The sequence below is a fragment of the Roseofilum halophilum BLCC-M91 genome (genome assembly GCF_030068445.1).
GTDB lineage: Bacteria > Cyanobacteriota > Cyanobacteriia > Cyanobacteriales > Desertifilaceae > Roseofilum > Roseofilum halophilum.
In genome coordinates, this window is sequence record NZ_JAQPOK010000001.1 from 1 (window position 1) to 25,796 (window position 25,796).

Consider the following 25,796-nt stretch of genomic DNA (forward strand, 5'->3'; position numbering starts at 1 on the left):
ATGATAGAGACTTAAACGCGGCTAGAAATATAAAATCAGTTGGGGCATCAACTGATTCGTTAGGCGATGTCAGACAGTCCCAGACTGCTATTGCTGTTTGAGCGGAGAATCCCCACGCCTTTAGGCTGGGGAGTATGTCAATCCAGACATAGGAAAAGGCTTACCATAGGAGTTGGTGGGTGGGGTTAGACGATGAGGCTACAGAAGCGCTCTAATCATGCCAAAATTTCTGCAACCGCAAACTCGATATCGGGAAATAATTGCACCGCAATGTCTCCTTCTTCTAAGCGTTGCACCTGCTGATAGCCTTCTGGAGTCGGTTGTCGATAGACTTCTAAACACCGTTCGGGAATATTGAGCAGCCAAACCTCCGGAATTTGGGCTTGTGCATACAGGGGAATTTTGATGTCGCGATCGCCCTGAAGCGTTGTATCTGCCACTTCTACCAGTAAAAATATATCCTCCGGTTGCGGATGTCCACCCTGATAAAAATCAGCACGGGGACGCGCCAGGCATAAATCTGGTTCTGGCTCAGAAGTACTATCTAATACGACTGGATCTTGTACTCTCACCAATACTCGTTTGCCGAATTGCAAGATAAATAACTGATTCAGGCGATTGACGTAAGAGGCATGAATTGGGCCAATAGGGGACATTTGGATAATTTCTCCTCGGATTAATTCTGTGCGATCGCCTTCGGGTAAAATCCCAGTTGTACCCATTTTCTGGTACTCGTCTACCGTAAATAACCGCTTCAATAAAACTGACATGGCTCCATCCTAGTTAAACCCATGCCCTATTTTACTGGGGATAGGGAGATGGGGAGATGGGGCATTACTACCCGCAGCACGATAAAATAGTCAACCGTAGGCAATTTAGAACTTCGTGATGACCTCAACTCCCTTTTCATCTTCAACCTCAAGTCCTACCCTAGAAACGGTTACCCTCAAACCCAGCTACCGGATACCCTTGGTGCTGGTGCTGTTGTCCATTCCTCTGGGAGCCGTTCAAATTGGATTAAGTGTGGCGATCGCCCTCTTTGGGTTATTCTTAACCCTACAAACGACCACGATCCGCCTAACCTTTACCGAAACAGCCCTAGATGTCTACCGTTCGGGTAAACCAATTCGCCAATTTCCGTACCAAGAGTGGGAAAATTGGGAAATCTTTTGGGACAAATTGCCCATCTTGTTCTATTTCAAAGAAGTCAAGAGTATCCATTTTCTACCCATTATCTTTGACTATTCAACCCTGAAGCGCTGTCTGGAAGAACGCTGTCCCCGCTCTCGTTAAGATAGAGATGGTAATGCAGCAATAAATATTAGAGCAGAAGGTATCAGAATAGTGTCCTCCTCTGGGACGGGGGAGGCAAACGCCAATGGAGAGGATGTAAGACCCATTCGCGGACGTAAATCCAAGATGAGGCAATCTTCTGTGAAGTTGGAAGCCTACACTGACCTGACGGTACAGTGTGGGTAGTTCACTCCTGCTGTCGAACTGATGAATAACTGATGAATACCGATCCATTGAATCCTTGGGACTCCAATCCCGAAACCCCTGAAACCCCTGTTCCTGAATCTGAAGCCTCTGTCTCTGAGAAGACGGAGGAAAGTGGCGATCGCCAGGAGGATAACCCAGCAGATGAAACAGTAGAAAATCCCAATCCTGAAACCGGGAATACCTTACTCCCGCTTCAGCTTGATACCAAAACCCCCGATCATCCGGAACCCCGTGAAGAAATTGCCGCCACAGATGAGGGACGAGATCGGGGGGAAGGATTGGAAGATCGAGACTCGGAACCCCCCAGGGATGAAGAGGTGGATGCATGGCAAGCACGGATTGAAGATCTGCGATTTATAGAGCAAGCGTTGCAAAATCAGGTGGAGGAACTGCGACAGGAAGCGACAACCCTGCAAGAGCAACTGGAAAGCCAGCAAGCTGCCATGGGACAATTGGTGCAAGCGGGATTAAGTGAGCTGGAGCATCGCAAACATAAGCTAGAAATTACCATCGAAAAGCTGGAAAGACGAGCCGAGCGCATCCGGGCAGAAATGCGGACAAGCTTTGCTGGGGTTTCCCAGGATCTGGCTATCCGGGTTCAGGGATTTAAGGATTATTTGGTCGGCAGCTTGCAAGATTTGGCCAGTGCGGCGGAAAATATCGAGTTAGGAGCAGACGATCGCGAGCCAGTCGTTCCTCCAGAAGTGCAAAAGATGCGATCGCGTGAGCGAGGCGAAGCCTTATCGCGTCGAGAACCGGAACGCGCCCCAGATTTGGATAATCCCCAATTCACGAAATCCAAATTTGCCGATCGAGTGCGGCAAATTCGCCATCTGTTGGATCGGTATCGCACCCGTCCGGATTATTATGGCCCTGCTTGGCAATTGCGACGCACATTTGAACCGATCCATGCGGAGCGGGTATCCCAGTGGTTCTTTAGCCAAGGGGGACGAGGTGCAGTACGGAGCATGGGATCTCGTCTACAAAATATTTTGGTGTCTTCGGCGGTGATTTCGGTGGTCTATAGTTTATATGGCGATCGCCTGCGACCGTTGATTTTAGTCAATACTCCAGAGCGCCTAGGGGAATGGCGACGGGGTTTACAGGATTGTTTGGGTATCTCGCGCATGGATTTTAGCTCGGAGAGAGGGATTACCATGTTTGAAGCGCCGGAACCGTTAGCCCTGAAAGCAGACCGGATTACGCAACAGAAGCAACTACCTCTGATTATTATTGATGAGTCTGAGGATAAGGTGAGTGTGTCGATGTTGCAGTTTCCCTTATGGTTGGCGTTTGCACCGAATCCAGAAGCACCGCCGATGATTGATAATTGGTAAGGTTTCCTGTTTCCCGTTCCCTGAGCGGAGTCGAAGGGAACAGTGGGGGCATGGGGGGATGTAAACTTGGAATGCCCTCTCCCTATATCCCTCTCCCGTGGGAGAGGGATTGATATAGTTGAGAATTTAGAGGTAAAAGTATGCAAGGGGCGATCGCTGTTGGTGTGTTGATTGGGGCTTATTTGTTGGGTTCTATTCCGACTGGATATTGGTTAACCAAAGCCCTGAAAGGGATCGATATTCGCGAATCCGGTTCCGGTTCGACAGGGGCAACTAATGTGTTGCGGACGGTGGGCAAAGGTGCAGCATTAACGGTGCTTTTGGTGGATATCCTGAAAGGGGTAGCGGCTGTTTTTCTGGTGCGCTTTGCCTATCAAGGGAATTGGCTCACTTCGACTCCGCTCACTTCGACTCCGCTCAGTGAGCAGTTGCAAGATTGGATGGTGGTTTTAGCCGGATTTTTAGCCCTGTTTGGCCATAGTTTATCGATTTGGTTAATCTGGAATCAACCGGAAGGAAAATCCTTGAGTAAAGGGGGCAAATCAGCCGCAACCAGTTTAGGGGTATTGTTAGCTCTATATTGGCCCGTGGGTTTACTCACGTTTGCTCTGTTTGGTAGCGTCATTGGGATTACGCGAATTGTATCACTCGGCTCGATGACGGCGGCGATCGCCGTTTCTGCACTGATGGCAGCTTTCCATCAACCCCTAGCCTACGAAATTTTCGGCATCATGGGCGGCTTATACGTCATTTGGCGACACCGCAGCAATATTGAACGCCTCCTCGCCGGAACCGAACCCAAAATCGGCACTTCGGCTCCGCTCGACCCTAAAATGTCCAAACCCTCCAACTAAGCCAATTGTTTCGACTGTCGCCGACATGAAAATTGTTAATTGTTAATTATTAATTGTTAATTGAAACCATGGATTTAGCCTTTATCATCGACCCCATTCACCGCCTCGATCCCTGCCATGATACCAGTGTAGCCATGATGGAAGCCGCCCAAAAATTGGGTCATCAAGTTTGGATCGCTGAAACTCAAGAATTAGAAGTCAGATCGGGCAAAGCTTGGGCTAAATTATCCCCCGTTCGCTTAACCCCAGTCGAGTTAAAAGCAGACCATTGGGTGGCGGCAAATCCTTGGTTTGAAGTAAAAAAACCGGTGTTTCGTCCCCTAGAGGAGATGGGCGCAGTGTTGATGCGTACCGATCCCCCAGTGACCATTTCCTATTTGTATGCCACCTATATTTTGGATTATGTTGATCCGCAAAAAACATTGGTGCTGAATAATCCGAAAGGGTTACGCAATGCCAATGAGAAAATGTATGCGCTTCAGTTTCCCCAATTCATCCCCGAAACCAGGGTAACGACGGATAAAACTGTAATTCGGGAGTTTGTGGACAGCCAAGGAAAAGCGATCATGAAACCCTTGGGAGGCAAAGCGGGGGAAGGGATTCTGATCTTGGAGGCTGGCGATCGCAATTTTAATTCTTTAATCGAACTCAGTACCCAAAATGGCAAACTCCCCGTCATGGTACAGCAATTTTTACCCGCCGCTAAAGATGGAGATAAACGAATTATTGTCCTCAATGGGGAAGCCATTGGCGCAGTGAATCGGGTTTCCAGAACCGAGGAATTTCGCAACAATATGGCCGTTGGTGGAGAAGTGGAAAAAGCAGAAATTACTGACCGAGAACAGGAAATTTGCGCCCACTTAGCCCCAATTTTACGCAATAATGGTCTCTATTTTGTTGGCTTAGATGTCATAGGTGGCTATCTGACTGAAATTAATGTCACCAGTCCCACCGGTATTCGAGAAATTGACCGCTTAAATAATGTCCGTTTAGGAGAAGAAGTGATTGCCTGGTTGAGCGATTATGTGAAGTTTAGTTTATAACGATTAGAAAAGATAAAAAATGTTCACCCATTACTCATTGCTAACACACTATGACTGCTTTCACAGTAAACTTGGACGCAATTAAAATGACTGACGAGCAATTTTTCCAACTCTGTCAGGACAATAAGAACTTGCAATTTGAGCGCAATGCCAATGGAGATTTAATTATCATGCCACCAACAGGAGGAGAAACCAGTAATCGTAATGCAGGAATAACAGCACAACTTTGGGGCTGGAATGAGCAAACTAAACTAGGTATGGTTTTTGACTCTTGTGGTGGGTTTAAGTTACCCAATGGTTCAGAACGCGCTCCAGATGCTGCATGGATACCCTTAGAGCGTTGGCAGCAATTAACCGCCGCAGAACGGCAGAAGTTTCTCCCCTTGTGTCCAGATTTTGCGATCGAATTGCTCTCTCCGAGTGACAGCTTAAAAGTGACACAACAGAAAATGCAGGAATATCTGGATAATGGCACTCGTCTAGGATGGCTCATTATTCCTGCGTCGCGGAAAGTGGAAATTTATCGTCCTCATCAAGAAGTTGAAGTTTTAGACGCTCCAGAGCGGGTGTCTGGGGAGGATGTTTTACCGGAATTTCTGTTACATCTGGAGTCAATTTGGTGAGCTTTTTTAATTTTTTATTAATATAAACCCATGACTTACACCCAACCAAAACTCCTCAGCTTTGAGGAATTTATCACTCCAATTTATCAGCAATCCCAAACAACCGACTTTGACGATTTGCCAATTGGTCAACGGCGTTTATCAGCAGCAACCATATCGTTTGGGAGACTCGATTCGTTCTTACCTGTTTCCAGAGTTAGAACTCAAACTTGACGATATTATGCCAGCTTAAAACTTTGCATATTATAGTCGAATCGCCACTCCAGTTAAGTTGCTCCGATAACGAACCATGTCTTCACTTGCGACAAAATGCTCTCCAATTTGAGCCAAATTTATCTTTTTCTGAGTCGCCCACAGTAAACCCCGACGGGGAATTTGTAAACAACTGCCTAAATATGTGGCTTCTTCTTCAAATTGTTGCTCTCGTTGGGGCAAACCCGTTTCAGGATTGAAACACACCATCGGATGTTTGAGGAGAATATGAGCGCATTCATGCATCAAATCAGATTCTTGTCTAGGGGGTGAATGTTGAGAATTGTGAACAATACATAAGGGATCGATGCAGATGATAGCAGCCGACCATTGACCTTGAGATAAGAGATGTCTGACTTGTTCGGGATCGGCATTGGGAACGGTTTCTGGAGTCCATAGCGTTGCGCCTAATTTATCGGCTAAAGTTCGTGCAGGAAGTGGCTCGAATGCCCGCAAACCCAATAAACTGCGCTGTTCAGTGGCGATCGCTTCACATCGTTGCCGGAATTCAGGCGATAAACTTTCTAAACTCGACATCCTTTATTCAGACTCCTCTTCTTGGGGATGGCTTTGTGCCAGATCTCGATAAGCTGCTTTGACCAAAGCTGCTAAAGCATTTGCTGTTGCCGGATCGAGGTTTTTATCAGCTCGAAGTTGGATGGCGATCGCCTCGGATGCATCCATATCCCTAGAGGCTTGTGGTTCTTCACTATTCTCGATCAGTTCGGCTGGCGGTACTTGCAGCCAATCACACAATAACAAAAAGGTCTCCATATCGGGCATTTTGCCGTTCTCCACACGAGAAAGGGTCGAAGGACTGACCTTCCCAATTTCGCGAGCCGTTTCTCGCAGTCCTTTACTACCGCGCTTTGTCCGCACAAGCGTTGCTAACCGACTCATGTTCAGAGAGCTACCCATAACTGTTTCCTCTACCTCGACAGATTCACTGTGCCAGTGTTGCTCACAAGAAAAAATCGTTTCTCACTTGACACGATTCAAAAAAGTGCGCTATAGTTTTATCAATAAATCAATTGTATCTCATGTCGAACACAGCAGAACAGTTCGGGCGATGTTGACTTCAGTAATTTAGAAGTTAGAGGGGGAACTATGCCGAAGCTTGAAACCTTTAGTTATCTGATCATCAGTTTGCATGAATTTTGCCAAAAAGAGCAAAAACCTGGTAAACAGAAGTCCAAATATCCTTATCCAGATATGTTTCGCATTGCCTGCAATGAATTGGCTCTAAAAATGCCCTACGGAACCTATCCACGCACTCAAACAGGTCTTTTAAAATTATTCGAGCAACCGGTCGAAAATTGGTGGCCGGATGGGTTGAAGATCCCTGAAGATTTCGATCGCAGTTCCGGCTTATTGTATGATGGCAAACCAAGCGAAGAAACCTTTGATTATCTTTATACCCTGTTTGAGGGAGAATTTGATGTAGACAAGATTCCCAATTCAGTAAATATCCAAATTATTGTCGAAAATAAACAGTTTCGGGATTTATTTCTACGGTTAAACGAAGAATATATCAGTGGAGATAGCGATCGCGCTCAAGAAGAATACATTAAATTGCGTTCATTCCTCATCGATCGCCCTTACACGACAGCCACGGAGTTACGGAAAGAATTCACAGGAACTCGCTGTATTTCTAACAAAGAAGTAGGCGATCTGTACGAGGATTGCGATCGAGGACGCACGTACTGGAATTGCGATCGCTGCGGGCCTTTATTTGAGAAACATGGACGACTGCAAGGGATTAAACCCGAAGCTTGCCGAGATCATCGTCAAGAACTCGATTACGTTCGAGAAATCCCCTGGGAACAGGACTTGCGCTATCTCAAGCCTGGTATTCACAGCCGCGTTTGTTTGCCCGGAATTCCAGAAATGAATCTTTGGCGATCGCTGCAAAAATTGCAAGAAAAATATCCCAAACAACTCGTTTCCACTCATTTGTGGCCGGGACTCGATAGCTACGATATGCAACTTCGTTTTAGCGATAATTCAGTTTGGGCTGTGGATGTGAAAGACTATCGCAATCCTCATCGATTGGGTAAAAAACTGACAACTATTCAGGGAATCACTGAAGATTTACGTTATACAGAAGCCTTCTATGTTTTCCCCAGTCGTCGCTTGAAATGGCGAGAAAATTATATCCAAATCGTTCGCGATCGCGCCACAAATTTATCTCAAGAAACCCATCTTCTGAGTATTCCCAGCTTTCAGGAACGTATCGAAGAAAAAATTCAATCTTTAACCAAGGAGAAAAGGAAATGAGACATAGTAGTTTATTCGCTCCACCTCAATCCTATCAAGAGCGTCTGTCAGCACTCAGAGAAAGATTGAACGAGAATGCGGCCATATTACTTAACGTCGAACTCGGTTTTGCCTTGATGGAATTCTTAAACCTTGATGATGAACCCGTGACGGCAGTTTGGGCAATTTTAAGCGGGATGCCTTTGCGCTATCCTACCTTAAAAAGCTTGACTTCAGAGCAACTAAGGGCGATCGCCAATGCTCGTCAAATTATTCCCTTATCCAGTCGTTCGGCTTGGGAAAATGCCTTGCGAGTTTACTTTCGAGACATTCCCGAACACGAGCGAAATTATACTGTAAAAAATCCAGTGAATTTCGATGAAATCATTATCGATGCTTGCAAACGAAAAGAGATTCGACATCAAAATCATCAGCATTTATGCAGAACCTGCTTGGGTGAAACATTGCGTTTTCGAGAGATCCAGCAAAGAAACATAGAACCAAGTGAAGAACCCGATCAATCGTATCAGTTTGATGCTCATACTGTCGATGAAATTGTCAATGTACAAGTAAAATTTGAGAACGAACATCTAGAGATCGGCTCGCAGTTTCGCCGTGACTGGTTCGATCGCGCTCGGAATCGTACTCCTTTCTCTCTGAATCTTATCGAATTGGAGGAAATTGCCCAATTTATTGACGATCGCGAAAATTGCCTCGCCCTTCAATATAATTGGCAAAACGAGCAGAAAGGAAATTGGCTCAAGCGTTATCAAAAAATTCACTTTCACCCAGTCGTAAAGGGTCAATTAAGTGCCGATGATGCACCTGAATTAGAACTTGATGGTTTTACCCATATTGCTGGGATGGTGGCTTCGGGAAAATCGACCTTATCCCTTCTCCTTGCAGCTTATTTAGTCAAAGAAGAGAGCGATCGCCGCATAACTTTGGTCGTAGGTGACGTACAATCTGCTCTCAAATTAACCAATTTGATTAACTGGTGGTTTTGTGACGATCCAGAATGCGATAACCCCGTTGCCGTCCCCTTATTGGGTCACAGTCGGCGCGATCGCCACCTGCGAGAATTTCACGGCTCTCGCGATTATTTAGAACATCAAGAACGCGGACAAACTCACTGGGGAGAACGTTGGTTGCGCGTTGAATGCCCGGTGCAAGCTTTAATTCCCGATATGGGTCAACAGTTAAGCAATAAACCCATTATTCCCGGAAAAGAACCTTGTCACTCTCTCAAACAAGTTCCATCCCAATCCCAACAAAATGCTCGCAGTTATTCTTATCTCTGTCCTTTGTTTCATATTTGTCCGTCTCATCAACTCTATCGAGATTTACCCGAAGCACAAATCTGGATTACAACTCCTGGTGCAATGGCAATGGGAAGAATACCCCGTCAGCTTGAATCTCGATCCATTAGAGTCGGTGAATTGGTTTACGAACAATCCAATATCGTAATTTTCGATGAAGCCGATACGATTGTGAAGTGGTTTGATGATGTCTATGCCGAAGAGGTATTACTAACCAATGGAAAAGATGGGGTTTTTGATACCGTTGGCTTGGCTACAGAACGCCACATGATACAGGATCGAACTCCCAATCAACAAATAACGCAACGATGGGTGGGAGCGCAACGAGCAGCGCAACAAGCTATCACAGTAACGTTAACGTTATTGTCAGAAAATGAAATTCTCCAACAATGGGTTAGGAGAAGTTATTTTACACCCAATACTTTGTTTTACAAGCTATCTCGTCGCCTTTCTGGGTTAGAAGAGTTCGATCCTGACGATACTCCCGAAGAGTCTTGTAAAGAAAACGATCGCTTAACCACAGAGACTGTAGGAGTTTTCGATCGCCTCTTAAGAAGCGATCCTCTGCGACCCCAAACTCCCCGACGACCCGATGATGCTGACTATTGTACCTATCGACTCGCTCTACTAATGCAAGAGATTAATAGTATGGGAGAGAGTGCTTTGGATGACGATATTTTGGACAATTGTCAAGCATGGATTCTGGAGTTTTTCCCTGATATCGAACAAAAATTAGCACGTTTGCAAAAGGCGATCGATGCACGTAACGCTCAACAACCCAAAAAGAGAGGACGCAAACGCAAAAATAATGAGGATGGCGATCGCGCAGACACCCTAGAAACTTTAGCGCGTCGATTGCAATTTGCTCTAACTGTGGCATTGTTAGATCGCCATACTCATATTGTTTTTTATGAATGGTACAGTCGTCCAAATTCCATCGAAGGAGAACAACCTCACCGCAGGATGCCAAGTGCAATGTTGAATATTCTTCCCTTACCTCCTACGGGAAGGCAATTTGGGACATACTATTCGCGAAAAAATGAGGATAATGACAACAGTCGCAACCAGAATTTATCGATATTTGCCTACACCAATATCGGTCGCTGCTATGTGTTGAATTTCCACCGCTTGCTAACCGATCTAGATGGTCGGCGCGGCCCGAATGTTCTGGCACTTTCAGGAACATCCTATTTGCCAGATTCAACCAAGTTTCACGTTGGCGATCCTCAAGGAGTATTAATGCCAGAGGAAACGGCACGAAATGCGATCGCAGAAAGTCGTTTTTCTTTTCTCCCTCAGTACGATCCTGATGGTAAGCCGATCCGTATTTCTGGAGTGCCAGAACATAAAAAAATGAGTGCGTTTAAGCAACTTGCTAAAAAACTGGCTGGCAATCGAGGAACGGGATTATTGAGTGAAGAGATTGAGGAGTTAAAGGCTCTTGGAGAAAACGATGAAAAATGGAAGGATCGCGATCGCTTGCTCATTTTAGTCAACTCCTACGAGCAATCAAAATGGGTCGCCGAACAAATTCGCCAAAAATGGCCAAGTGAGGGTGACCAAACTCCAATTTATCATCTCCGACGCGGTGGCGTTACCGATGATAGCGAACTGGGTTCTTATTTTAAGGAAAGAGATGAGGCGGGTGGGTTAGCGCGAGCCGATATCGAAACCTTTGCTCAAACTGGAGGAAAAATTCTCGTTGCTCCCATGCACGCCATAGGACGGGGGTTTAATATTCTCAATGATCGAGGAAAAGCGGCTTTTGGTGCAGTGTATTTTCTCACTCGTCCCTATCCCCATCCCCACGATACGCAGGCGATCGCCCAAGAAATCAACCGTCGTGCGCTAGACTGGGCAAACGATCCCGATTTTATCGCCTGGCTGCAAGGTGACGGGATATTGCAAAGGGCCCGAGAAGTGAGAAAACTGGCTGCTGAGTATTGGCGATCGGTCGAGCAAAGATCGTACTATAGTACATTACGCGACGATCAAAAATTACGCGCTCGTCCTCGCCGAGATTTAGCCGCAACAACAGCCGGATACATCATTCAAGCCGTCGGGCGATTACTTAGAGGAGGAGTTCCTTTTCATGCTTATTTTGTCGATTCTGCATGGGCCCCCAATAACGCCAATCCAGATTCCGAAAAACCAGATACGGAGAAAACAAGTTTGCTCGTTGCCATGATTCTTTGCTTAGACGACTATGCTTGCGACGAAAATACAGTCGGTTCTGCACTGTATAAACCATTAATTGATGCATTGGAAAATATGGAGTTAAATTGGTAACTCATTTTTGAAATTTAGGAGACAGAAAAAATGCCTGGACGATCCAAGCCTTTACCGGTAGTTTTACCTGCTCGCATGAGTTTAACTGAAAACGCATTTGACGATCTAGAGATTGCTGTTTTTGATTTTCCCTTTCAGGATGCGATCGATCGTTTTACACACCAACTTAAAGGTTTATTAAATAAAAAAAGATTAGAGTGGTGGAAATATCCACCTTATCGATTGTTGAATCATGCTATCGTTGCCTGTTCTCCAACTGTCGTACATGGGTTTGAAAAATATGGCTCGAAGAAAGATCCAATTCGCCGAATGTTAGCGATTGGCAAAATTATTCGTGACGATCGAGGACAAGTGATTGGTTCATCATTACAATATCCTAGTGAGCAGCAAATCACCGAACTTATTCTAATTTGGGTTCAAATCTGGGGACAACAAAAGTGGCTGAAAAAAATCATTACAGGAAAAGGAAAAATGATTTGGGATGAGTTGTTAACAGGTTTAGAGGATAAGCCTCAAACCCAGTGGTATAAGATTAGCCCAACAACTTTTCTTAACGATCTTTATGCAGAGAAAGGTTTAGCTTTTAATGCAGTTCCCAGTTTATTATCAACTTTACTACACGATAAAACCTTCACAATCGCCGATAGAGAAGTGAAGTGGCGTAAGGCACAAAATAGCTCGAATAGACTTTGCGTAGTGAGCCAGCCTCTCCCCATATCTTTTATGCGAAAGAGCGGTTTTAAGGAATCAGCAGAAGAAGGCTTCTTTTCTTATAAACTAGAGTTCCAAGTTCAAACACAAGCGGGACGCGATAAACCTTGGATTTATGCTTTTCTACATTGTCAGCGCTATGCAGAGAAAAAATTAACGCACAATCAAAGATGGAACGATATTACGATTTTGCTGGGAATGAATCGGCAAAGAATGGATGGATGGGAAATTGATTCAACTTTAGTGCGCTTGAAAGCAAAACGCTCTATCACTCAAGGAGACTGGTTAGAGCAACTTCCTGTTTTACTAGAAGAGTTTGGAGCGCGTTCTCTGGTTTCTCCTGTTGAAATTTACGCAAATCCTCAAAATTTTTGGAAGAATAAGAATTTGGATGATGAATATTATGTTATTCATACAGAAGGATATAAATATGGTCGCAGTACGCATAAAGTACAAACAGGTTTTGGTTTAGCGGAACAGAGTGAAGTCATCGATCGCACTTGTTGCGATCTGCTCCAAGGTGTTTTGGAACCCGATCGCCCTTTTGAACCCGATCGTTCTCTAAAGTCTCTTCCTCCTGCTCTATGGACATTTGAGAATCTTTCTGAAAGTCCACCCTTAATGAACGCACAAAAGGCTAAAAAACAAGGATTGACAAACGAGCAACGCTATGAAGTGCGCGATCGCGAAACTCATCAAAAGAGGCGACAACAGCAATGTATTCCTGCGAAAGCTGTAGAAAGAGTATTACGAGGAAAGTCGCTAACGATTTTGATCATTTATCAAGAACAGGATACTTGTGATGCAATTTACCAACAGTTGCGAGAAACATTTTTGTTAAATGAGGAAGATTCTTTTCCCGATCGGATTACCATTATCAGAAAACCAATCCTCGATCTTCAACTTTGTCAGCATTTAGATGTTGGAGACCTCAATCCGGCCTTTCGATATAAATCTCCCTCATCTAGACCTGATGGTTTTGACGATCAATGGCATAAGGCAATTCAGAAAGGACATCGTGAAAAAAGAGACGCTTGGCGAGGTTTCTTGCAAACAATTAAAATTGAAGAGAAGATTATACAAGACTCTTGTTGTGTAGCTTTTATTGAGCGATCGGAAGAACCCACTTCTAGGGAAGAGTTTCATGAAGATCAAGGAATTAAAAAAAGCATTCGGGAAGCCTGCGATCGCGAAGGTATCCTCTCTCAAATGATACGCGGTGTACAATGGAAAACAGATGAAGAGACTAAAGATAAAGAACGAATCTTAAGACCAGCCGATAAAGGTCGCACTCACAATGCGGTGCAAGACCTAATTATTCGTCAACTCGGTGTATTATACGATCCCCCGAATACAATTTATCAACAAATCGGGATTCCAGAACAACAGGCACGAGAACTAGATGTAGTTGCTTTTGCTTTAATTAAAAAACAAATTGGCGTTACATACGCACTAGCCGTTCGTCTGCGAGCATCTGGAGAAGTTGATGTCTTACTCCCGGAAAAAACAGAATGGATGCCTTATCCTGAAGCGGGATATAAATTAGGACAGATATTTGCTGATGCCAGACCGTATTTTAACAATGGGAAGATGCGAAACGAAAGTCCCGTTAGTCTAAAATCTAATACGCTGGTCAAATTTGTTGAAGATACATTGATTCAGAAGTTAGAGCGTCCAACGATTGCAATTATTGAAGCAGAAAACTGGCGCAATCAAGGCGCGTGGGAACAATTGAAAAATGATCGATTATCTCAAGCCTTAGATCGACTGGAACTGCGGGAAGTATACAAACGAGATGATTCTGAGCTGAATAATCTTCTTGCAGTGGTTCGACTTCGGACTGGGGATGAAACTCCCCAATATATTACCAATCGAGAAACATGGCAGAAAGATGGCGATCGCCTCTCTCGCGATTTATACGAACTTTCTGGGTTTGTTGAGCGATCGGATAATGAAGTTTTTCATTACTTCTCGATTGGAAGACTTCCAAGCACGATTAAAGGATATCAACACATTAAAGGTCGCGAAGACCCTTACAAAATTGAAGATGCGGGTGGAGTTCCTTTTAAACATTCACAAGCAATTGAAATGCTCCCTTTCTTCGTTCGTCCAGATTTTCAAACGGAAGAAAATCTCAAGACACTTTGCCGTGTTCCCCATTATTTACGCTTCTCTCCTGCATGGACAATGGGTAATATTGTCTTACCTTATCCCATGCACTTAGGGGAACAATTAATTCAAGATCGACTGTGTATTCTTGGAGTTACGGAGTAGTTTTGAAAAAATGTAGGGGCGAATGCCAGAAAGCCCCTACATCAGGTCTCATCTTTATGTCAAATGACTATAATTGTTCTAATCTTCATGATCTTCAAAGGGATCGTCAAGGACTTCCGAGGGGGGGCCAAAGGAGGTATATAAAGATACCCCAGTTAAAGCCAGGACGATCGCCACAATGCCGATATTAAGAACCGTTGCAGTTTCCATAGGTTTTTGAACTAAGATATACTATCCTTAAATATAGTATTACAAAAATTTACATTTGGGGGCGATCTGGTAATCCCGATTCCTTCAGGATTCGCAGTTCTGCCAGAGCCAGACCAGTGTAAAATCAGAAAATTGAAACGGAATATAGGAGACCCATGGCACAACGTACCCGTTTAGGAGACATCCTCAGACCCCTGAACTCGGAATATGGTAAGGTAGCCCCCGGTTGGGGAACCACCCCCTTAATGGGAGTGTTTATGCTACTGTTCTTAGTCTTCCTGCTGATTATTCTCCAAATCTACAACTCCTCCCTCCTGCTGGAAGGATTAGACGTAGACTGGACGACTCTCGGTCGGTAGGATACGGCAATCAGATTACTGAAAACGTTTAGTGATTCCTGAAAACTCGGTTTAGTCGATAAACCGGGTTTTTTTACAGCGCTCCGCGCGGCAGAAGGGTAATAGGTAATGGGTAATGGGACAACCATTTTTCACCCTAGTTGATTTAGGAGAACAGAAGAGCATGAATATTTTTGGCATTGGTTTACCGGAGATGGCTGTGATCATGATTGTGGCTCTGTTGATCTTTGGGCCGAAGAAATTACCGGAGATGGGCAAGGCGATCGCCAAAACTATCCGTAGTTTCCAACAAGCCTCGAAAGAATTTGAACAGGAATTTAAGCGAGAAGCGTCTCAACTCGAAGCCTCGGTCAAAGAGCAACCTACGATTCAACCAAGTGTTGAAGTTAGCAAACCCCCCGAAAGCGAACCCCAAGAAACCCAAACCACAAGTAACAATTCGACTCCTACCAGCTAACGCATAACCATGAATAGCGAGCGATCGCCGAATCCCAAAGAGCAACCCGCTCTTGTCATCCCCCAACTGATTGTCGGTTTAGGTAACCCTGGCAGTCAATATGAGGGCACTCGCCATAACATCGGCTTTGATATTGTTGATGAACTTGCCCGGCGCTGGAATGCGTCCGGAAGTGCCAACAAAAAATTTCACGGATGGTTTGCCGAAGCGCCCTTTGTCAATGGGCAGAAACTGCGCCTACTCAAACCATCCACCTATATGAACCGCTCCGGGCAATCGATTCGCGCTGTTCTTGATTGGTATAAACTGCCGCCAAATTCTGTCCTGATTATCTATGATGATATGGATCTACCCGTGGGACGAATACGCCTGCGCTTATCGGGTTCGGCTGGAGGTCATAATGGCATGAAAAGTGCGATCGCCCACTTAGGAACCCAAGACTTCCCCCGTCTGCGAGTGGGTATCGGCTCCTCCAAATCGCCAGATACCGGCAGCAAAGACACCGTATCCCATGTTTTAGGCAAATTTTCCCCATCGGAAGCCCAAATCATCAATGATGTACTTCCAGGGGCAACCGATGCGGTGGAAATCAGCCTCAAACAAGGGGTAGAAAAAGCCATGAACCTGTACAACAACCGACTCTTTGCAGCATAGGAACGGCGATCGCGATCTCAAATTTTTAATTGTTCATTGTTAATTGTTCATTGATATGAGTTCTCAGCGCCTACCCGAAACTACCGTTTACGTCCGCGTATTGCGCCACTCTTGGCAACAGGGAAAACTTGAAGGAGAAGTCTTAGCCGACGAATATCAATGGGAATTTCAATGGCTCTTTCGCCATGGACAACTGCTCGTCAAACCCTCCCTAGGACGCGCTCTCATTCAAGAACCCCTAGGCCGGTTTCTAGAACAACGGGATTATCAACTAGAACCCGGCGGTGATTACACCTTTACCGTCCGCGCCCAATTTTAACTTGAATTTACCCATTATCCTTCTGCCCATTTTAATATGTCTTTTAAGGCATTGGGTTTACCAGATCGCTCAATCTTCTGGCGTTAAATTCAGACCGCGATAAACTTGTTCAATCGGGAAACTGAGGTTAATACTTTTGAGTTCTATGGTATCCCCTTCCTGATAGTTGATGATTATCCATTCTCCAGCATCATTTTTGTGATACAAATCCATGGCTATCTGAGTCGAGCTAACCAGTAAATAGTCGATTAAGGCGGGATTTTGGCGATAGATTCTAAACTTGCCGCCGCGATCGTAGGCTTCCGTACTTTTAGATAAAACTTCTACAATTAAGCAGGGATAGGTAAAAAAGTTGGGGGTATTTTTGTCGCGATCGTCGCAGGTAACACTAGCATCCGGATAAGTATAATTCTCGGTTTCAAGCATATTAATTTTAATATCAGAGTTACCGGGAATGCAGCCACTCCCCTCTAAATGAGCCTCAAACAGAGCTGTTAACCGGATAGCAATGCGCCCATGATTGACGCTACCGCCGCCCATGGCATACACATGACCCTCTATATATTCATATTTTTCGAGTTGGGTTTCTTCCCAAGCGAAATACTCTTCAGGAGTTAGATGGGGGGAATTGTCTTTAGCTGCAATCATAAGTTATAGAGATATAGAGTAGTTATGAATTATAACATTGTTCAAAGCGATCGCACCCTAGGCTATACAATGATCTACATCATCGGTTGCTATGGATGGGATTGCACGATTTGTTAACCGCAATACCTTAATGGTTGCAGATTACGAGCGCTCAAAGACGGAACAAGATCGAGCAAGATCGTCTGAAGCTGTGTCAATGCACTACGGGGTAGGATTGAGGATTTGATTGACGGTTAGATTGAGTTGGGGGAAGTTGGGAGAGGGAAGGAAGTCATTATTCCTAAATGTGCCAATTTCTGTATAGGTTTGGTTAGTTAATTCTAAGATTAAAATGGTTTGGGTTTGGGGATCAACGATCCAGTATTCGGGAATGCCACAGTCTTGATATTGAGTGCGTTTGGCGATGTAGTCTCGTTCTCTTTGAATTTCTCCAGGACTGACGACTTCGATGACTAATATTGGGGGAGACATGGAAAGGCGCAGGGTATTTCGTTTTGAGAGTTGTTCGATGTGTTCTTGGCGAATAATAGTGAGGTCAGGGTAGCGGTTTTTGGGTTCTCCTCTGACTTCGAGTTCTAAGCCATTTCCTCGAACTCTACGATGTCCGACTAATGAAGCAAATTGAATCAGCAGAAAGGTGGCAATTTCAAAATTAAAACCGGATTCGGGAGGCATTTCTATAAGTTCACCGTTGAAGAGTTCATAGAGTTTTTCGGAGTTGTCGTTGTAGTTTAGGTAGTCTTCAAATGTTTGAAAGCGAGGGTGGGTGGTTAGCATGAAGTTATGGGTATAAAGGATTGTGAGTAGTAGAATACATCCTAGTCTAGATTGACTCAACTTATTGTCCTGTGGCAACAGGGGTGGGAAATACCTATCTGAAACGCCGTAAATTCCGAATCTCTAGCCACTCCAGTCTTTTCTACAATAGTCTCAAAGCGTTAAATTTAGTATCTGAAGAGACTATGCAACCGAATAATCCGAATCAATTTACAGAAAAAGCATGGCAGGCGATCGCCCAAACTCCCGATATTGCCAAAAGCTATCAGCACCAGCAACTCGAAAGCGAACATCTGATGAAAGCGCTCCTGGAACAGGAGGGGTTAGCGACTAATATCTTATCTAAAAGCCAGGTGAATCTACCTGCCTTTCGGGAGCAAACCGAAGCCTTTCTCCAGAAACAACCGAAAGTGCAGGGAGGGGGTGGATCGATATATCTGGGTCGTTCCTTAGATACCTTGCTCGATCGCGCCCAAACCTATCAAAATCAGTATGAAGATAGTTACATTTCCATCGAACACCTCCTACTGGCTTTCCTCCAGGATGACCGCTTTGGTAAACGTTTGTGCAAAGATTTTAAACTAGATGAAGCCAAACTCCAGCAAACCATTCGCGACATTCGAGGAACCCACAAAGTGACCGATCAAAATCCTGAAGGTAAATATGAAGCCCTAGAGAAATATGGGCGAGATTTGACCGAGGCAGCCCGGCAAGGTAAACTAGACCCCGTGATTGGTCGGGATGACGAGATTCGCCGCACCATTCAAATTCTCTCCCGACGCACCAAAAATAATCCGGTGTTAATTGGGGAACCGGGAGTGGGCAAAACGGCGATCGCCGAAGGGTTAGCACAGCGCATCGTTGCGGGAGATGTGCCCCAGTCCCTCAAAGACCGCGCCTTAATCGCTCTGGACTTAGGCGCACTCATTGCCGGAGCCAAATATCGGGGCGAATTTGAAGAACGACTCAAAGCTGTACTCAAAGAAGTTACGGACTCCCAAGGTCATATTATTCTCTTTATTGATGAGATTCATACCGTCGTCGGTGCAGGGGCAACCCAGGGAGCCATGGATGCCGGTAACCTGCTCAAACCCATGTTAGCGCGGGGAGAATTGCGCTGTATTGGGGCAACCACGCTAGATGAATATCGCAAGTATATTGAAAAGGATGCCGCCCTAGAGCGCCGTTTTCAACAGGTGTATGTGGATCAACCCAGCGTTGAGGATACGGTATCGATTTTACGGGGACTTAAAGAACGCTATGAAGTCCATCATGGGGTGAAGATTTCCGATAGTGCCCTAGTTGCAGCCGCTACCTTATCGACTCGGTATATTAGCGATCGCTTCCTTCCCGATAAAGCCATTGATTTAGTCGATGAAGCCGCCGCCCGGTTAAAAATGGAAATCACCTCCAAACCCGAAGAACTCGACGAAATTGACCGCAAAATTTTGCAACTCGAAATGGAGCGTCTCTCCTTACAAAAAGAAAACGATCCCCTATCTTTAGAACGACTAGAGCGCCTAGAAAAAGACCTCGCCAACCTAAAAGAACAGCAACATGCTCTCAATTCCCAATGGCAATTAGAAAAAGACATGATTGACAATCTTCAGGAAATCAAAGAAGAAATCGATCGCGTCAACATTGAAATTCAGCAAGCCGAACGCAATTACGACCTCAACCGCGCGGCTGAATTAAAATATGGCAAACTCACCACCCTGCAAAAGCGACTCACCGAAGCAGAAACCCATCTGACTGAATCCCAAACCACCGGTAAATCCCTATTGCGCGAAGAAGTTACCGAATCAGACATCGCCGAAATCATCTCCAAATGGACAGGCATTCCCATCAGTAAACTCGTAGAATCCGAAATGCAAAAACTCCTCAATTTAGAGGACGAATTACACCAGCGCGTCGTCGGTCAAAATGAAGCCGTAACCGCCGTTTCTGATGCCATTCAACGGTCTCGCGCGGGTCTATCTGACCCCAATCGACCCGTTGCCAGTTTTATCTTTCTCGGCCCCACAGGAGTCGGCAAAACCGAACTGGCTAAAGCCCTCGCTGCTTACCTATTTGATACTGAAGAAGCCTTAGTTCGGATTGATATGTCCGAATATATGGAAAAACATGCCGTTTCCCGCTTAATTGGTGCGCCTCCCGGTTATGTCGGCTACGATGAAGGGGGACAATTAACGGAAGCCATTCGCCGCCGTCCTTACTCTGTCATTCTCTTTGATGAGATTGAAAAAGCCCATGTGGATGTCTTCAACATTATGCTGCAAATCCTTGATGATGGCAGGGTTACCGACTCCCAAGGTCATACCGTAGACTTCAAAAATACGATCATTATTATGACCTCTAATATCGGTTCCCAATACATCTTAGATCTCGCTGGCAATGATGATAATTATGAAGAGATGCAAACTAGAGTTATGGAGGCTTTGCGCTCCACCTTCCGTCCAGAATTTCTCAACCGGATTGACGAAACGATTATTTTCCACTCCTTGAAAAAAGAGGAACTGAGAAAAATTGTGCAACTGCAAACCCTACAGTTAGAATCTCGGTTAGCCGATCGCAAAATCGCCCTCAAGTTATCCGATGCGGCCCTAGATTTCCTCGCTGCCGTGGGTTACGATCCGGTTTATGGGGCACGGCCCTTAAAACGAGCGATTCAACGGGAGTTAGAAACTACCATTGCTAAAGGAATTTTGCGGAGTGACTTTAGCGAAGGGGATACCATCTTTGTGGATGAAGAAAATGAGCGCCTAACCTTAAAGCGCTTGCCCGCTAGTTTAGTGAAAACTTAAATTCTCTCAAGAGGTCAAGAAACCCGGTTTTTTGAAAAAACCGGGTTTCTGGCGTAGCTTATGAACATTGGGCAACCGTCTGATTTTTTTCCAAGGCAAGTAAATACTGTTCCAGGAAAAAGGCCGGAATCTGAGTAACTAGATAATGATCTTCATGTTGCAAAACCTGGTTGGGTTGACAGGCGATTTGCAGTTGATCCGGTGTATCTAAAGGTTTGGGCACATATTCAAAGGAACAAGAAATTTGTCGTTGTTGACAACTATCTAAAACCGCCGCAATGATCATGCCATGACTACCGGGATAATCGGCAACTGAGTACCAATCTCCTTGGTAAATGACTTCAAAACTGCGGCTGTTGCGTTGGCGACACCGTTGGGGTTCGAGTTTCGCCCATTGAGAGAGGTATTTACAAAGTGGGGATTGAGTCATTCTCCCTGATTGGGTTTGATTTAAGCAGTACCTGTATTGTATCAATCTTAGGGAGAAGTTGAGCGTTCAATCTGTTGAACTAAATGCCAGAATTGGAGGATACCGAGACTAAACAGTATGAGCGGAAACAGTTCCGGTGGTTGTAATGGCGATCGCCACTATACCATAGCGCACAATCAAACCCCAAGTTCACCGACGGCGATCGCTCCTACTCATCTGACTGACTCCAGAAATTCTCTCTACTCTTATCAGCCCCAACTCTCACCCTACGGCAATCTGTTACATTTATTCATCTTGTTAACGATCAGTTTAGATAGGTGATAAACTTAGCTTCTAATTGCCGATCCAGCGTTAGCAAGCGTAACCCATAAACCTTAGCAGTTGCCCCAATAATCGCATCGGGTAACTTCACATTATGGTTGCGTCGAAAGGAGATCGCCTCCTGTTCAATTTTTTCATCTAAGTTTAAAACTAATGAATTTGCTAATAAATTCTGAATCTTCTGCTCCTCTTCTGCCTCTAAGTTAGGATAACTGAGTAATTCCATACGGGTGATTTGGCTAATGGCAAAGTTATTGAAGTCCAACTGCTCAGTTGTCAGCAATGCCAGGGCTGATGGATAGGCCTTGAGAAGGCCGATCGCGACATTAGTATCTAACAAGAACTTAATCCCAATCATCACGCATCTGACGCTGAATTACCACCGGATCATCTTGAAAATTGGGTGAATCTTTTAGGACTCCCACAAAATCAGCTAGTGTACTTTTTTTGCGGGTTTCACTCTGTGGCTTGGAAATAGGCATGACCATGATTTCAACTTCTTGATCCGGGAGAGAAAGCGCTTCAGTCAAAATAATAGTTTGTCCTCGCTTAATTCCTTTCGCTCTAACGATCATAAATTTTCTCAACTGGTTTACGTCATTCTACGATTCTATCATAGTTTATTTTTAACCAATTCTCCAAAAACGGCGTATCTGCATATCGATTAATTGCGGATCGCCTGAAATCATCTTAAACAGTCCACTATGGGGTAGGATTGAGGATTTGACTAACGGTTAGTTTAAGTTCGGGGCAGTTGGCAGAGGGGAGTAAATCGTTTTGGCGAAATGTTCCGACTTCCGTGTAAGTATTGTTGATTAATTCTAAAATGAGAATGGTTTCGGTTTGGGGGTCAACAATCCAGTATTCGGGAATGCCACAGTCTTGATATTGAGTTCGTTTAGCAATGTAGTCTCGTTCTCTTTGAATTTCTCCAGGACTGACAACTTCGATGACTAACAGGGGGGGAGACATGGAAAGTCGTAGGGTATTTCGTTTCGAGAGTTGTTCAATGTGTTCTTGGCGAATAATGGTGAGGTCAGGATAGCGGTTTTTGGGTTCACCTCTGACTTCGAGTTCTAAGCCATTTCCTCGAACTCGGTCAGTTCCTAGGATGGAGGCAAAGGAGAAAAAAAGGCGATTAGCAATTTGAAAATTAAGACCGGATTCAGGAGGAATTTCTATTAGTTCACCGTTAAAGAGTTCATAGAGTTTTTCTGAGTTATCGTTGTAGTTTAGGTAGTCTTCAAAAGTTTGAAAGCGAGGGTGAGTTGTGAGCATGGTGTTACAGCGCTTTGCGCTCTTAAGAAAAATATTCTAAATTACCCTTAAATGATAACTCATACAATTCCTCGAATTCAAGGATACTCTAAGCTGGTATTCTTTTGCCTATTGCTAGAGTACCTATTGTCTGATTTGTGCAAGAAGTCTATGATTATTTTTGAGGAAACAGAGGAACAAGCCAATGATCAAACACGACAGCATTTCAGCAACTCAATACTATACCTGGCAAACCTATCGCTGCGCCTATGAAGTCAGTTCCCCACCAGAGTCCGATCCCCAAGCAACCCCTCTACTCCTGCTCCATCCGATTGGTGTGGGATTATCCCGGAGGTTCTGGGATCGCTTTATTACCGAATGGCGCACCCAAGGCTATCACCAACCCATCTATAATCCCGATTTACTCGGATGCGGTGAAAGCGATATGCCGCGAGTTGCCTATACCCCAGAAGATTGGGCGGATCAACTCCATTATTTTATCGAGACGGTGATTCAAAAACCGGTGATTTTGGTGGTTCAGGGGGCTTTATTTCCCGTGGCGATCGCCTTAACCCAACGTCAAAATAGTGACTCATTGCTTAAAGCACTCGTCTTATCCGGGCCACCCGCTTGGCCAATTATGACTAAAACCGTTCCTGACTGGCAGAACCGTCTACTGTGGAATGGATTTGACTCCCCCCTAGGTAATGCCTTTTATCGGTATGCCCGTCGTCGCCAATTTTTAGAATCCTTTTCCATACGCAACCTTTTTGGTGAACCCGATCGAGTGGATGATGAATGGTTAGACACCCTGAAAGTCGGCGCTCAAGACCCCGCGAGTCGTCATGCTGTGTTTTCTTTTCTCGCCGGGTTTTGGCGCAGAGACTATCAAGAAGCCATTAGCCAAATAACTCAACCGACGTTAGTTTGTGTTGGTGAAAAAGCGTCGAGCATCAGCAAAGAAGGGAAGGAAGAAAAGGCCGATCAATGGCTGACCAAATACCTGGGCCATCTTCCCAATGGAGAAGGAAAAAAAATCCCAGGGCGCAATGTTTTACCCTATGAATCTACAGAAACTTTTGTTTCTGTGGTTGCCCAAAAGTTGAGTCATATCATGTCCGATTAAACCGTTACAGCCTATCCCCCCATCAGGGTTTCGCTCGCTTTCCGGTGAGCATATAAGTGTTCATTTCTCCTTTGCCTTTAATGGTAATCTTGCCGCGATGTTGCAAATAGTAGTTTAACTTCAGCTTCTCATAAGTGCTTTGGGTGACTTGGATTTGGCCGGGAATGCCGTGGGACTCCATGCGACTGGCGGTGTTGACGGTATCGCCCCATAGATCGTAGCTGAATTTCTTTTTGCCGATTACTCCAGCGACGACGGGGCCGCTATTTACACCGATGCGGATCTGGAAGTCGGTGTTCATTTCTTGGTTGAGTTCGGCCATGGTTGCTTGCATACTTAAGGCCATATTGGCGATCGCCTTCGCATGATCTGGGCGCGGTGTCGGTAGTCCCCCCACTACCATATACGCATCGCCAATGGTTTTGATTTTCTCTAGGCGATAGTCTTCAGTCAATTGGTCGAATTTAGAGAAAATCAGGTTCAGTAAGGAGACTAATTCGGAGGCGGATTTTTCTTCGGAGAGCTTGGTAAAGCCCACAATATCGGCAAACAGAACCGTCACTTCCTCAAAATATTCGGCGATCGCCCCCGATGTTTGCTTGAGCAGCTCCGCAATTCTCGCGGGCAGAATATTATGCAGCAGCTTTTCCGTTTGTTTCTTCTGATAAAACAAGGAAATCTCAATTTTCTTGCGCTTAATAAATTGGCACAGTTGATTCCCAATTCCCGCCAGCATTTGTACCAACTCTTCATCCATCGGTTGGGGAGTTTGGCTAAACAGGGTAATCATGCCTAACTTATCCTCATCACTAGACACCGAAAAACCCACGATCGCCCTAACGTTCTCAATTAACCCTAATTCCTTCTGTAGCGTTTCTCTCTCCGATTCTACATGGGTAATCCATCTCGGTTGATTATCCCGATGAATTTTCCCTAACCATCCCTCCCCTGGAATGAGCTTCACTTCTCTGAGTTTCGATACCTTGGGAAATTGAGCTTCAGGCATTTTCCACAGGGTTTGGCGCAACAGTTTATTGGTGGAGATCAAGTTATCATTGTGGTCTTTAATCTGTTTGGGAATCCAATAAACCCCCATATCCCACTCTAAATTTTCCACCAATACCCGCAGAATATTGGGTAAGGCTTCATCGAGCATCAGCGATCGCGACAACACCCGCGCCACACTATACTGAATATAGAGCTGTTTCTGCGCCTGTTTCGTTTTAGTGATATCCCGTCCCACATACAACACATCCTTTAAGCTGGGCACATCCGTCTCTAAGGCGGCACAAGAAAAGGCGATCGATAGTTTTTCTCCCTGTTTATTGGCAATAACAACCTCAATATCTGTTAAAACTTTTCCCTGCAAAAAAGCTTCATCTGCAACCCACTCATGACTTAAGGGATGATCGCCCAAAAGAAAACTAATCGGTTGACCAATCAGCTCTTCCTTGCTATAGTTCAGTAAATCATAAACTGCCGGATTAATCGTCCTAATTTCTCCCAAATGATTCGTTACAATTAGCGCTTCCGCCATCGAGTGAATGAGTTGTTGGATATAATTTTCTGATTTGGCTAAAGCATTAATAGCAATCGTATTTTCATTCGTGGCTTGGACTAAACTTTGTTCTAAGTTCATCCGTTCCGTTACATCTTCCAGAAATACCATTAGCTTCTCAGACTCAGAACCCTCAAGATTAGCCAAAAAATACAAATCCACATATAGGGAACTGTTCCCATCAGATGAACGAGAAATTGCCTTAATATCAAAGCTCTCTTCTTCCCCTAAAAAAATCAACTCTAAAATCTCTTCTATGCCATAAGTTTCCGGAAAATAAAATTGAAATGACTCCCCAACTCTGAGTGCTTCTTCACCACCCACCAATCGATCTGCATCGTCAGAGAACTCTAAAATCATTAGTTCTCGATCTAAGATTACATATTCAAGATGCTTAGGAACAATCATGTCTGACATA

General features: G+C 44.8%; 26 protein-coding genes and 4 pseudogenes. 18 read left to right on the top strand and 12 right to left on the bottom strand.

The genetic code is table 11. The features are described from left to right. Positions 1-101 (top strand): annotated as a pseudogene (locus tag PJF56_RS21935) (RNA-guided endonuclease InsQ/TnpB family protein); the annotation flags it as partial. A 114-nt stretch (positions 102-215) separates the two neighbouring features. Here the strand turns inward: PJF56_RS21935 and PJF56_RS00005 are convergent. Continuing rightward, positions 216-770, bottom strand: a complete 555-nt coding sequence (locus tag PJF56_RS00005) for a Uma2 family endonuclease (RefSeq protein ID WP_283760568.1) — start codon at positions 768-770, stop codon at positions 216-218. A gap of 118 nt (positions 771-888) precedes the next feature. On the opposite strand from PJF56_RS00005, the gene PJF56_RS00010 reads away from it, so the two are divergent. The 7 genes and pseudogenes from PJF56_RS00010 to PJF56_RS00035 all read left to right on the top strand — a co-directional run. Beyond that, on the top strand, positions 889-1,293 hold the full coding sequence (locus PJF56_RS00010; RefSeq protein WP_283760569.1) for a DUF3119 family protein: 405 nt from the start codon (positions 889-891) through the stop codon (positions 1,291-1,293). Then, a pseudogene (locus PJF56_RS21940) lies at positions 1,294-1,479 on the top strand (RNA-guided endonuclease TnpB family protein); the annotation flags it as partial. A gap of 32 nt (positions 1,480-1,511) precedes the next feature. Then, positions 1,512-2,837 carry a DUF3086 domain-containing protein gene (locus tag PJF56_RS00015; RefSeq protein WP_283760570.1) on the top strand — a complete coding sequence of 442 codons (1,326 nt, stop codon included), beginning with the start codon at positions 1,512-1,514 and terminating at the stop codon, positions 2,835-2,837. A 140-nt stretch (positions 2,838-2,977) separates the two neighbouring features. Continuing rightward, the gene (gene plsY, locus PJF56_RS00020) at positions 2,978-3,691 is read left to right on the top strand and encodes a glycerol-3-phosphate 1-O-acyltransferase PlsY (protein WP_283760571.1); all 714 of its coding nucleotides are present in this window, start codon (positions 2,978-2,980) and stop codon (positions 3,689-3,691) included. Positions 3,692-3,759: 68 nt separating this feature from the next. Next, positions 3,760-4,734 (top strand): glutathione synthase, encoded by a 975-nt coding sequence (gshB, locus tag PJF56_RS00025; protein WP_283760572.1) that lies wholly within the window; start codon positions 3,760-3,762, stop codon positions 4,732-4,734. Between the two features lie 50 nt (positions 4,735-4,784). After that, on the top strand, positions 4,785-5,357 hold the full coding sequence (locus tag PJF56_RS00030) for a Uma2 family endonuclease (protein ID WP_283760573.1): 573 nt from the start codon (positions 4,785-4,787) through the stop codon (positions 5,355-5,357). A 76-nt stretch (positions 5,358-5,433) separates the two neighbouring features. Then, positions 5,434-5,589: pseudogene (locus tag PJF56_RS00035) on the top strand (Uma2 family endonuclease); the annotation flags it as partial. 11 nt (positions 5,590-5,600) lie between these two features. Here PJF56_RS00035 and PJF56_RS00040 read toward each other — a convergent pair. Together PJF56_RS00040 and PJF56_RS00045 are read right to left on the bottom strand one after the other, a co-directional pair. Then, positions 5,601-6,146, bottom strand: coding sequence for an ImmA/IrrE family metallo-endopeptidase (locus tag PJF56_RS00040; protein WP_283760575.1), 546 nt, complete (start codon positions 6,144-6,146; stop codon positions 5,601-5,603). Between the two features lie 3 nt (positions 6,147-6,149). Continuing rightward, positions 6,150-6,527, bottom strand: coding sequence for a helix-turn-helix domain-containing protein (locus tag PJF56_RS00045; protein WP_283760576.1), 378 nt, complete (start codon positions 6,525-6,527; stop codon positions 6,150-6,152). Positions 6,528-6,716: 189 nt separating this feature from the next. Between PJF56_RS00045 and PJF56_RS00050 the strand changes: the two genes are divergently transcribed. From PJF56_RS00050 to PJF56_RS00060, 3 genes are read left to right on the top strand one after another with little or no spacing between them, the layout of a single operon-like run. Beyond that, a complete protein-coding gene (locus tag PJF56_RS00050) occupies positions 6,717-7,886 on the top strand; it encodes a restriction endonuclease-related protein (protein ID WP_283760577.1) in 1,170 nt (389 codons plus the stop codon). Beyond that, positions 7,883-11,473 (top strand): pPIWI_RE_Z domain-containing protein, encoded by a 3,591-nt coding sequence (locus tag PJF56_RS00055; RefSeq protein ID WP_283760578.1) that lies wholly within the window; start codon positions 7,883-7,885, stop codon positions 11,471-11,473. Before PJF56_RS00050 ends, PJF56_RS00055 begins: the two co-directional genes overlap by 4 nt. 30 nt (positions 11,474-11,503) lie before the next feature. Next, positions 11,504-14,458, top strand: a complete 2,955-nt coding sequence (locus PJF56_RS00060; protein ID WP_283760579.1) for an RNaseH domain-containing protein — start codon at positions 11,504-11,506, stop codon at positions 14,456-14,458. Positions 14,459-14,536: 78 nt separating this feature from the next. On the opposite strand, the gene psbN is transcribed toward PJF56_RS00060, so the two are convergent. Then, the gene (gene psbN, locus PJF56_RS00065; RefSeq protein WP_283760580.1) at positions 14,537-14,668 is read right to left on the bottom strand and encodes a photosystem II reaction center protein PsbN; all 132 of its coding nucleotides are present in this window, start codon (positions 14,666-14,668) and stop codon (positions 14,537-14,539) included. 155 nt (positions 14,669-14,823) lie between these two features. Here psbN and psbH point away from each other — a divergent pair, with 155 nt between their 5' ends. The 4 genes from psbH to PJF56_RS00085 all read left to right on the top strand — a co-directional run bounded on the left by psbH (position 14,824) and on the right by PJF56_RS00085 (position 16,457). Continuing rightward, on the top strand, positions 14,824-15,027 hold the full coding sequence (gene psbH / locus PJF56_RS00070) for a photosystem II reaction center phosphoprotein PsbH (protein WP_283760581.1): 204 nt from the start codon (positions 14,824-14,826) through the stop codon (positions 15,025-15,027). Between the two features lie 163 nt (positions 15,028-15,190). Further along, positions 15,191-15,484, top strand: a complete 294-nt coding sequence (locus tag PJF56_RS00075; protein ID WP_347179390.1) for a TatA/E family twin arginine-targeting protein translocase — start codon at positions 15,191-15,193, stop codon at positions 15,482-15,484. A 9-nt stretch (positions 15,485-15,493) separates the two neighbouring features. After that, positions 15,494-16,138 carry an aminoacyl-tRNA hydrolase gene (pth, locus tag PJF56_RS00080; protein ID WP_283760583.1) on the top strand — a complete coding sequence of 215 codons (645 nt, stop codon included), beginning with the start codon at positions 15,494-15,496 and terminating at the stop codon, positions 16,136-16,138. A gap of 55 nt (positions 16,139-16,193) precedes the next feature. Next, entirely contained in the window at positions 16,194-16,457 is a 264-nt protein-coding gene (locus tag PJF56_RS00085; protein ID WP_283760584.1) for a DUF3146 family protein, read from the top strand. 69 nt (positions 16,458-16,526) lie between these two features. Here the strand turns inward: PJF56_RS00085 and PJF56_RS00090 are convergent, their stop codons facing one another. Both PJF56_RS00090 and PJF56_RS00095 read right to left on the bottom strand, forming a co-directional pair. Next, entirely contained in the window at positions 16,527-17,105 is a 579-nt protein-coding gene (locus PJF56_RS00090) for a Uma2 family endonuclease (protein WP_283760585.1), read from the bottom strand. 201 nt (positions 17,106-17,306) lie between these two features. Next, positions 17,307-17,882 carry a Uma2 family endonuclease gene (locus PJF56_RS00095; protein ID WP_283760586.1) on the bottom strand — a complete coding sequence of 192 codons (576 nt, stop codon included), beginning with the start codon at positions 17,880-17,882 and terminating at the stop codon, positions 17,307-17,309. A gap of 185 nt (positions 17,883-18,067) precedes the next feature. Here PJF56_RS00095 and clpB point away from each other — a divergent pair, with 185 nt between their 5' ends. Further along, positions 18,068-20,686 (top strand): ATP-dependent chaperone ClpB, encoded by a 2,619-nt coding sequence (gene clpB / locus PJF56_RS00100; protein ID WP_347179391.1) that lies wholly within the window; start codon positions 18,068-18,070, stop codon positions 20,684-20,686. A 58-nt stretch (positions 20,687-20,744) separates the two neighbouring features. Here clpB and PJF56_RS00105 read toward each other — a convergent pair whose 3' ends face one another. After that, the gene (locus tag PJF56_RS00105) at positions 20,745-21,116 is read right to left on the bottom strand and encodes a hypothetical protein (protein ID WP_283760588.1); all 372 of its coding nucleotides are present in this window, start codon (positions 21,114-21,116) and stop codon (positions 20,745-20,747) included. A gap of 117 nt (positions 21,117-21,233) precedes the next feature. Here PJF56_RS00105 and PJF56_RS00110 point away from each other — a divergent pair, with 117 nt between their 5' ends. Further along, a complete protein-coding gene (locus PJF56_RS00110) occupies positions 21,234-21,437 on the top strand; it encodes a hypothetical protein (protein ID WP_283760589.1) in 204 nt (67 codons plus the stop codon). On the opposite strand, the gene PJF56_RS00115 is transcribed toward PJF56_RS00110, so the two are convergent. The 3 genes from PJF56_RS00115 to PJF56_RS00125 form a co-directional block, all read right to left on the bottom strand. Next, a complete protein-coding gene (locus PJF56_RS00115) occupies positions 21,421-21,777 on the bottom strand; it encodes a type II toxin-antitoxin system VapC family toxin (RefSeq protein ID WP_283760590.1) in 357 nt (118 codons plus the stop codon). The genes PJF56_RS00110 and PJF56_RS00115 overlap by 17 nt on opposite strands. 4 nt (positions 21,778-21,781) lie before the next feature. Continuing rightward, the gene (locus PJF56_RS00120) at positions 21,782-21,967 is read right to left on the bottom strand and encodes a hypothetical protein (RefSeq protein ID WP_283760591.1); all 186 of its coding nucleotides are present in this window, start codon (positions 21,965-21,967) and stop codon (positions 21,782-21,784) included. A gap of 172 nt (positions 21,968-22,139) precedes the next feature. Continuing rightward, entirely contained in the window at positions 22,140-22,715 is a 576-nt protein-coding gene (locus PJF56_RS00125) for a Uma2 family endonuclease (RefSeq protein ID WP_283760592.1), read from the bottom strand. 184 nt (positions 22,716-22,899) lie between these two features. Between PJF56_RS00125 and PJF56_RS00130 the strand changes: the two genes are divergently transcribed. Then, positions 22,900-23,820, top strand: coding sequence for an alpha/beta fold hydrolase (locus PJF56_RS00130; RefSeq protein WP_283760593.1), 921 nt, complete (start codon positions 22,900-22,902; stop codon positions 23,818-23,820). A 22-nt stretch (positions 23,821-23,842) separates the two neighbouring features. On the opposite strand, the gene PJF56_RS22300 is transcribed toward PJF56_RS00130, so the two are convergent. Both PJF56_RS22300 and PJF56_RS22305 read right to left on the bottom strand, forming a co-directional pair. Next, positions 23,843-24,976, bottom strand: a complete 1,134-nt coding sequence (locus PJF56_RS22300) for an adenylate/guanylate cyclase domain-containing protein (protein WP_430540862.1) — start codon at positions 24,974-24,976, stop codon at positions 23,843-23,845. Between the two features lie 54 nt (positions 24,977-25,030). After that, positions 25,031-25,795: pseudogene (locus tag PJF56_RS22305) on the bottom strand (PAS domain S-box protein); the annotation flags it as partial. Between the last annotated feature and the right edge of the window lies 1 nt (position 25,796).

What these genes read in the sequence shown, in the direction of transcription:
- PJF56_RS00005 (WP_283760568.1), bottom strand. Translation starts at nt 770, where the DNA reads ATGTCAGTTTTATTGAAGCGGTTATTTACGGTAGACGAGTACCAGAAA.
- PJF56_RS00010 (WP_283760569.1), top strand. Translation starts at nt 889, where the DNA reads ATGACCTCAACTCCCTTTTCATCTTCAACCTCAAGTCCTACCCTAGAA.
- PJF56_RS00015 (WP_283760570.1), top strand. Translation starts at nt 1,512, where the DNA reads ATGAATACCGATCCATTGAATCCTTGGGACTCCAATCCCGAAACCCCT.
- plsY (WP_283760571.1), top strand. Translation starts at nt 2,978, where the DNA reads ATGCAAGGGGCGATCGCTGTTGGTGTGTTGATTGGGGCTTATTTGTTG.
- gshB (WP_283760572.1), top strand. Translation starts at nt 3,760, where the DNA reads ATGGATTTAGCCTTTATCATCGACCCCATTCACCGCCTCGATCCCTGC.
- PJF56_RS00030 (WP_283760573.1), top strand. Translation starts at nt 4,785, where the DNA reads ATGACTGCTTTCACAGTAAACTTGGACGCAATTAAAATGACTGACGAG.
- PJF56_RS00040 (WP_283760575.1), bottom strand. Translation starts at nt 6,146, where the DNA reads ATGTCGAGTTTAGAAAGTTTATCGCCTGAATTCCGGCAACGATGTGAA.
- PJF56_RS00045 (WP_283760576.1), bottom strand. Translation starts at nt 6,527, where the DNA reads ATGGGTAGCTCTCTGAACATGAGTCGGTTAGCAACGCTTGTGCGGACA.
- PJF56_RS00050 (WP_283760577.1), top strand. Translation starts at nt 6,717, where the DNA reads ATGCCGAAGCTTGAAACCTTTAGTTATCTGATCATCAGTTTGCATGAA.
- PJF56_RS00055 (WP_283760578.1), top strand. Translation starts at nt 7,883, where the DNA reads ATGAGACATAGTAGTTTATTCGCTCCACCTCAATCCTATCAAGAGCGT.
- PJF56_RS00060 (WP_283760579.1), top strand. Translation starts at nt 11,504, where the DNA reads ATGCCTGGACGATCCAAGCCTTTACCGGTAGTTTTACCTGCTCGCATG.
- psbN (WP_283760580.1), bottom strand. Translation starts at nt 14,668, where the DNA reads ATGGAAACTGCAACGGTTCTTAATATCGGCATTGTGGCGATCGTCCTG.
- psbH (WP_283760581.1), top strand. Translation starts at nt 14,824, where the DNA reads ATGGCACAACGTACCCGTTTAGGAGACATCCTCAGACCCCTGAACTCG.
- PJF56_RS00075 (WP_347179390.1), top strand. Translation starts at nt 15,191, where the DNA reads ATGAATATTTTTGGCATTGGTTTACCGGAGATGGCTGTGATCATGATT.
- pth (WP_283760583.1), top strand. Translation starts at nt 15,494, where the DNA reads ATGAATAGCGAGCGATCGCCGAATCCCAAAGAGCAACCCGCTCTTGTC.
- PJF56_RS00085 (WP_283760584.1), top strand. Translation starts at nt 16,194, where the DNA reads ATGAGTTCTCAGCGCCTACCCGAAACTACCGTTTACGTCCGCGTATTG.
- PJF56_RS00090 (WP_283760585.1), bottom strand. Translation starts at nt 17,105, where the DNA reads ATGATTGCAGCTAAAGACAATTCCCCCCATCTAACTCCTGAAGAGTAT.
- PJF56_RS00095 (WP_283760586.1), bottom strand. Translation starts at nt 17,882, where the DNA reads ATGCTAACCACCCACCCTCGCTTTCAAACATTTGAAGACTACCTAAAC.
- clpB (WP_347179391.1), top strand. Translation starts at nt 18,068, where the DNA reads ATGCAACCGAATAATCCGAATCAATTTACAGAAAAAGCATGGCAGGCG.
- PJF56_RS00105 (WP_283760588.1), bottom strand. Translation starts at nt 21,116, where the DNA reads ATGACTCAATCCCCACTTTGTAAATACCTCTCTCAATGGGCGAAACTC.
- PJF56_RS00110 (WP_283760589.1), top strand. Translation starts at nt 21,234, where the DNA reads ATGAGCGGAAACAGTTCCGGTGGTTGTAATGGCGATCGCCACTATACC.
- PJF56_RS00125 (WP_283760592.1), bottom strand. Translation starts at nt 22,715, where the DNA reads ATGCTCACAACTCACCCTCGCTTTCAAACTTTTGAAGACTACCTAAAC.
- PJF56_RS00130 (WP_283760593.1), top strand. Translation starts at nt 22,900, where the DNA reads ATGATCAAACACGACAGCATTTCAGCAACTCAATACTATACCTGGCAA.
- PJF56_RS22300 (WP_430540862.1), bottom strand. Translation starts at nt 24,976, where the DNA reads ATGCTCGATGAAGCCTTACCCAATATTCTGCGGGTATTGGTGGAAAAT.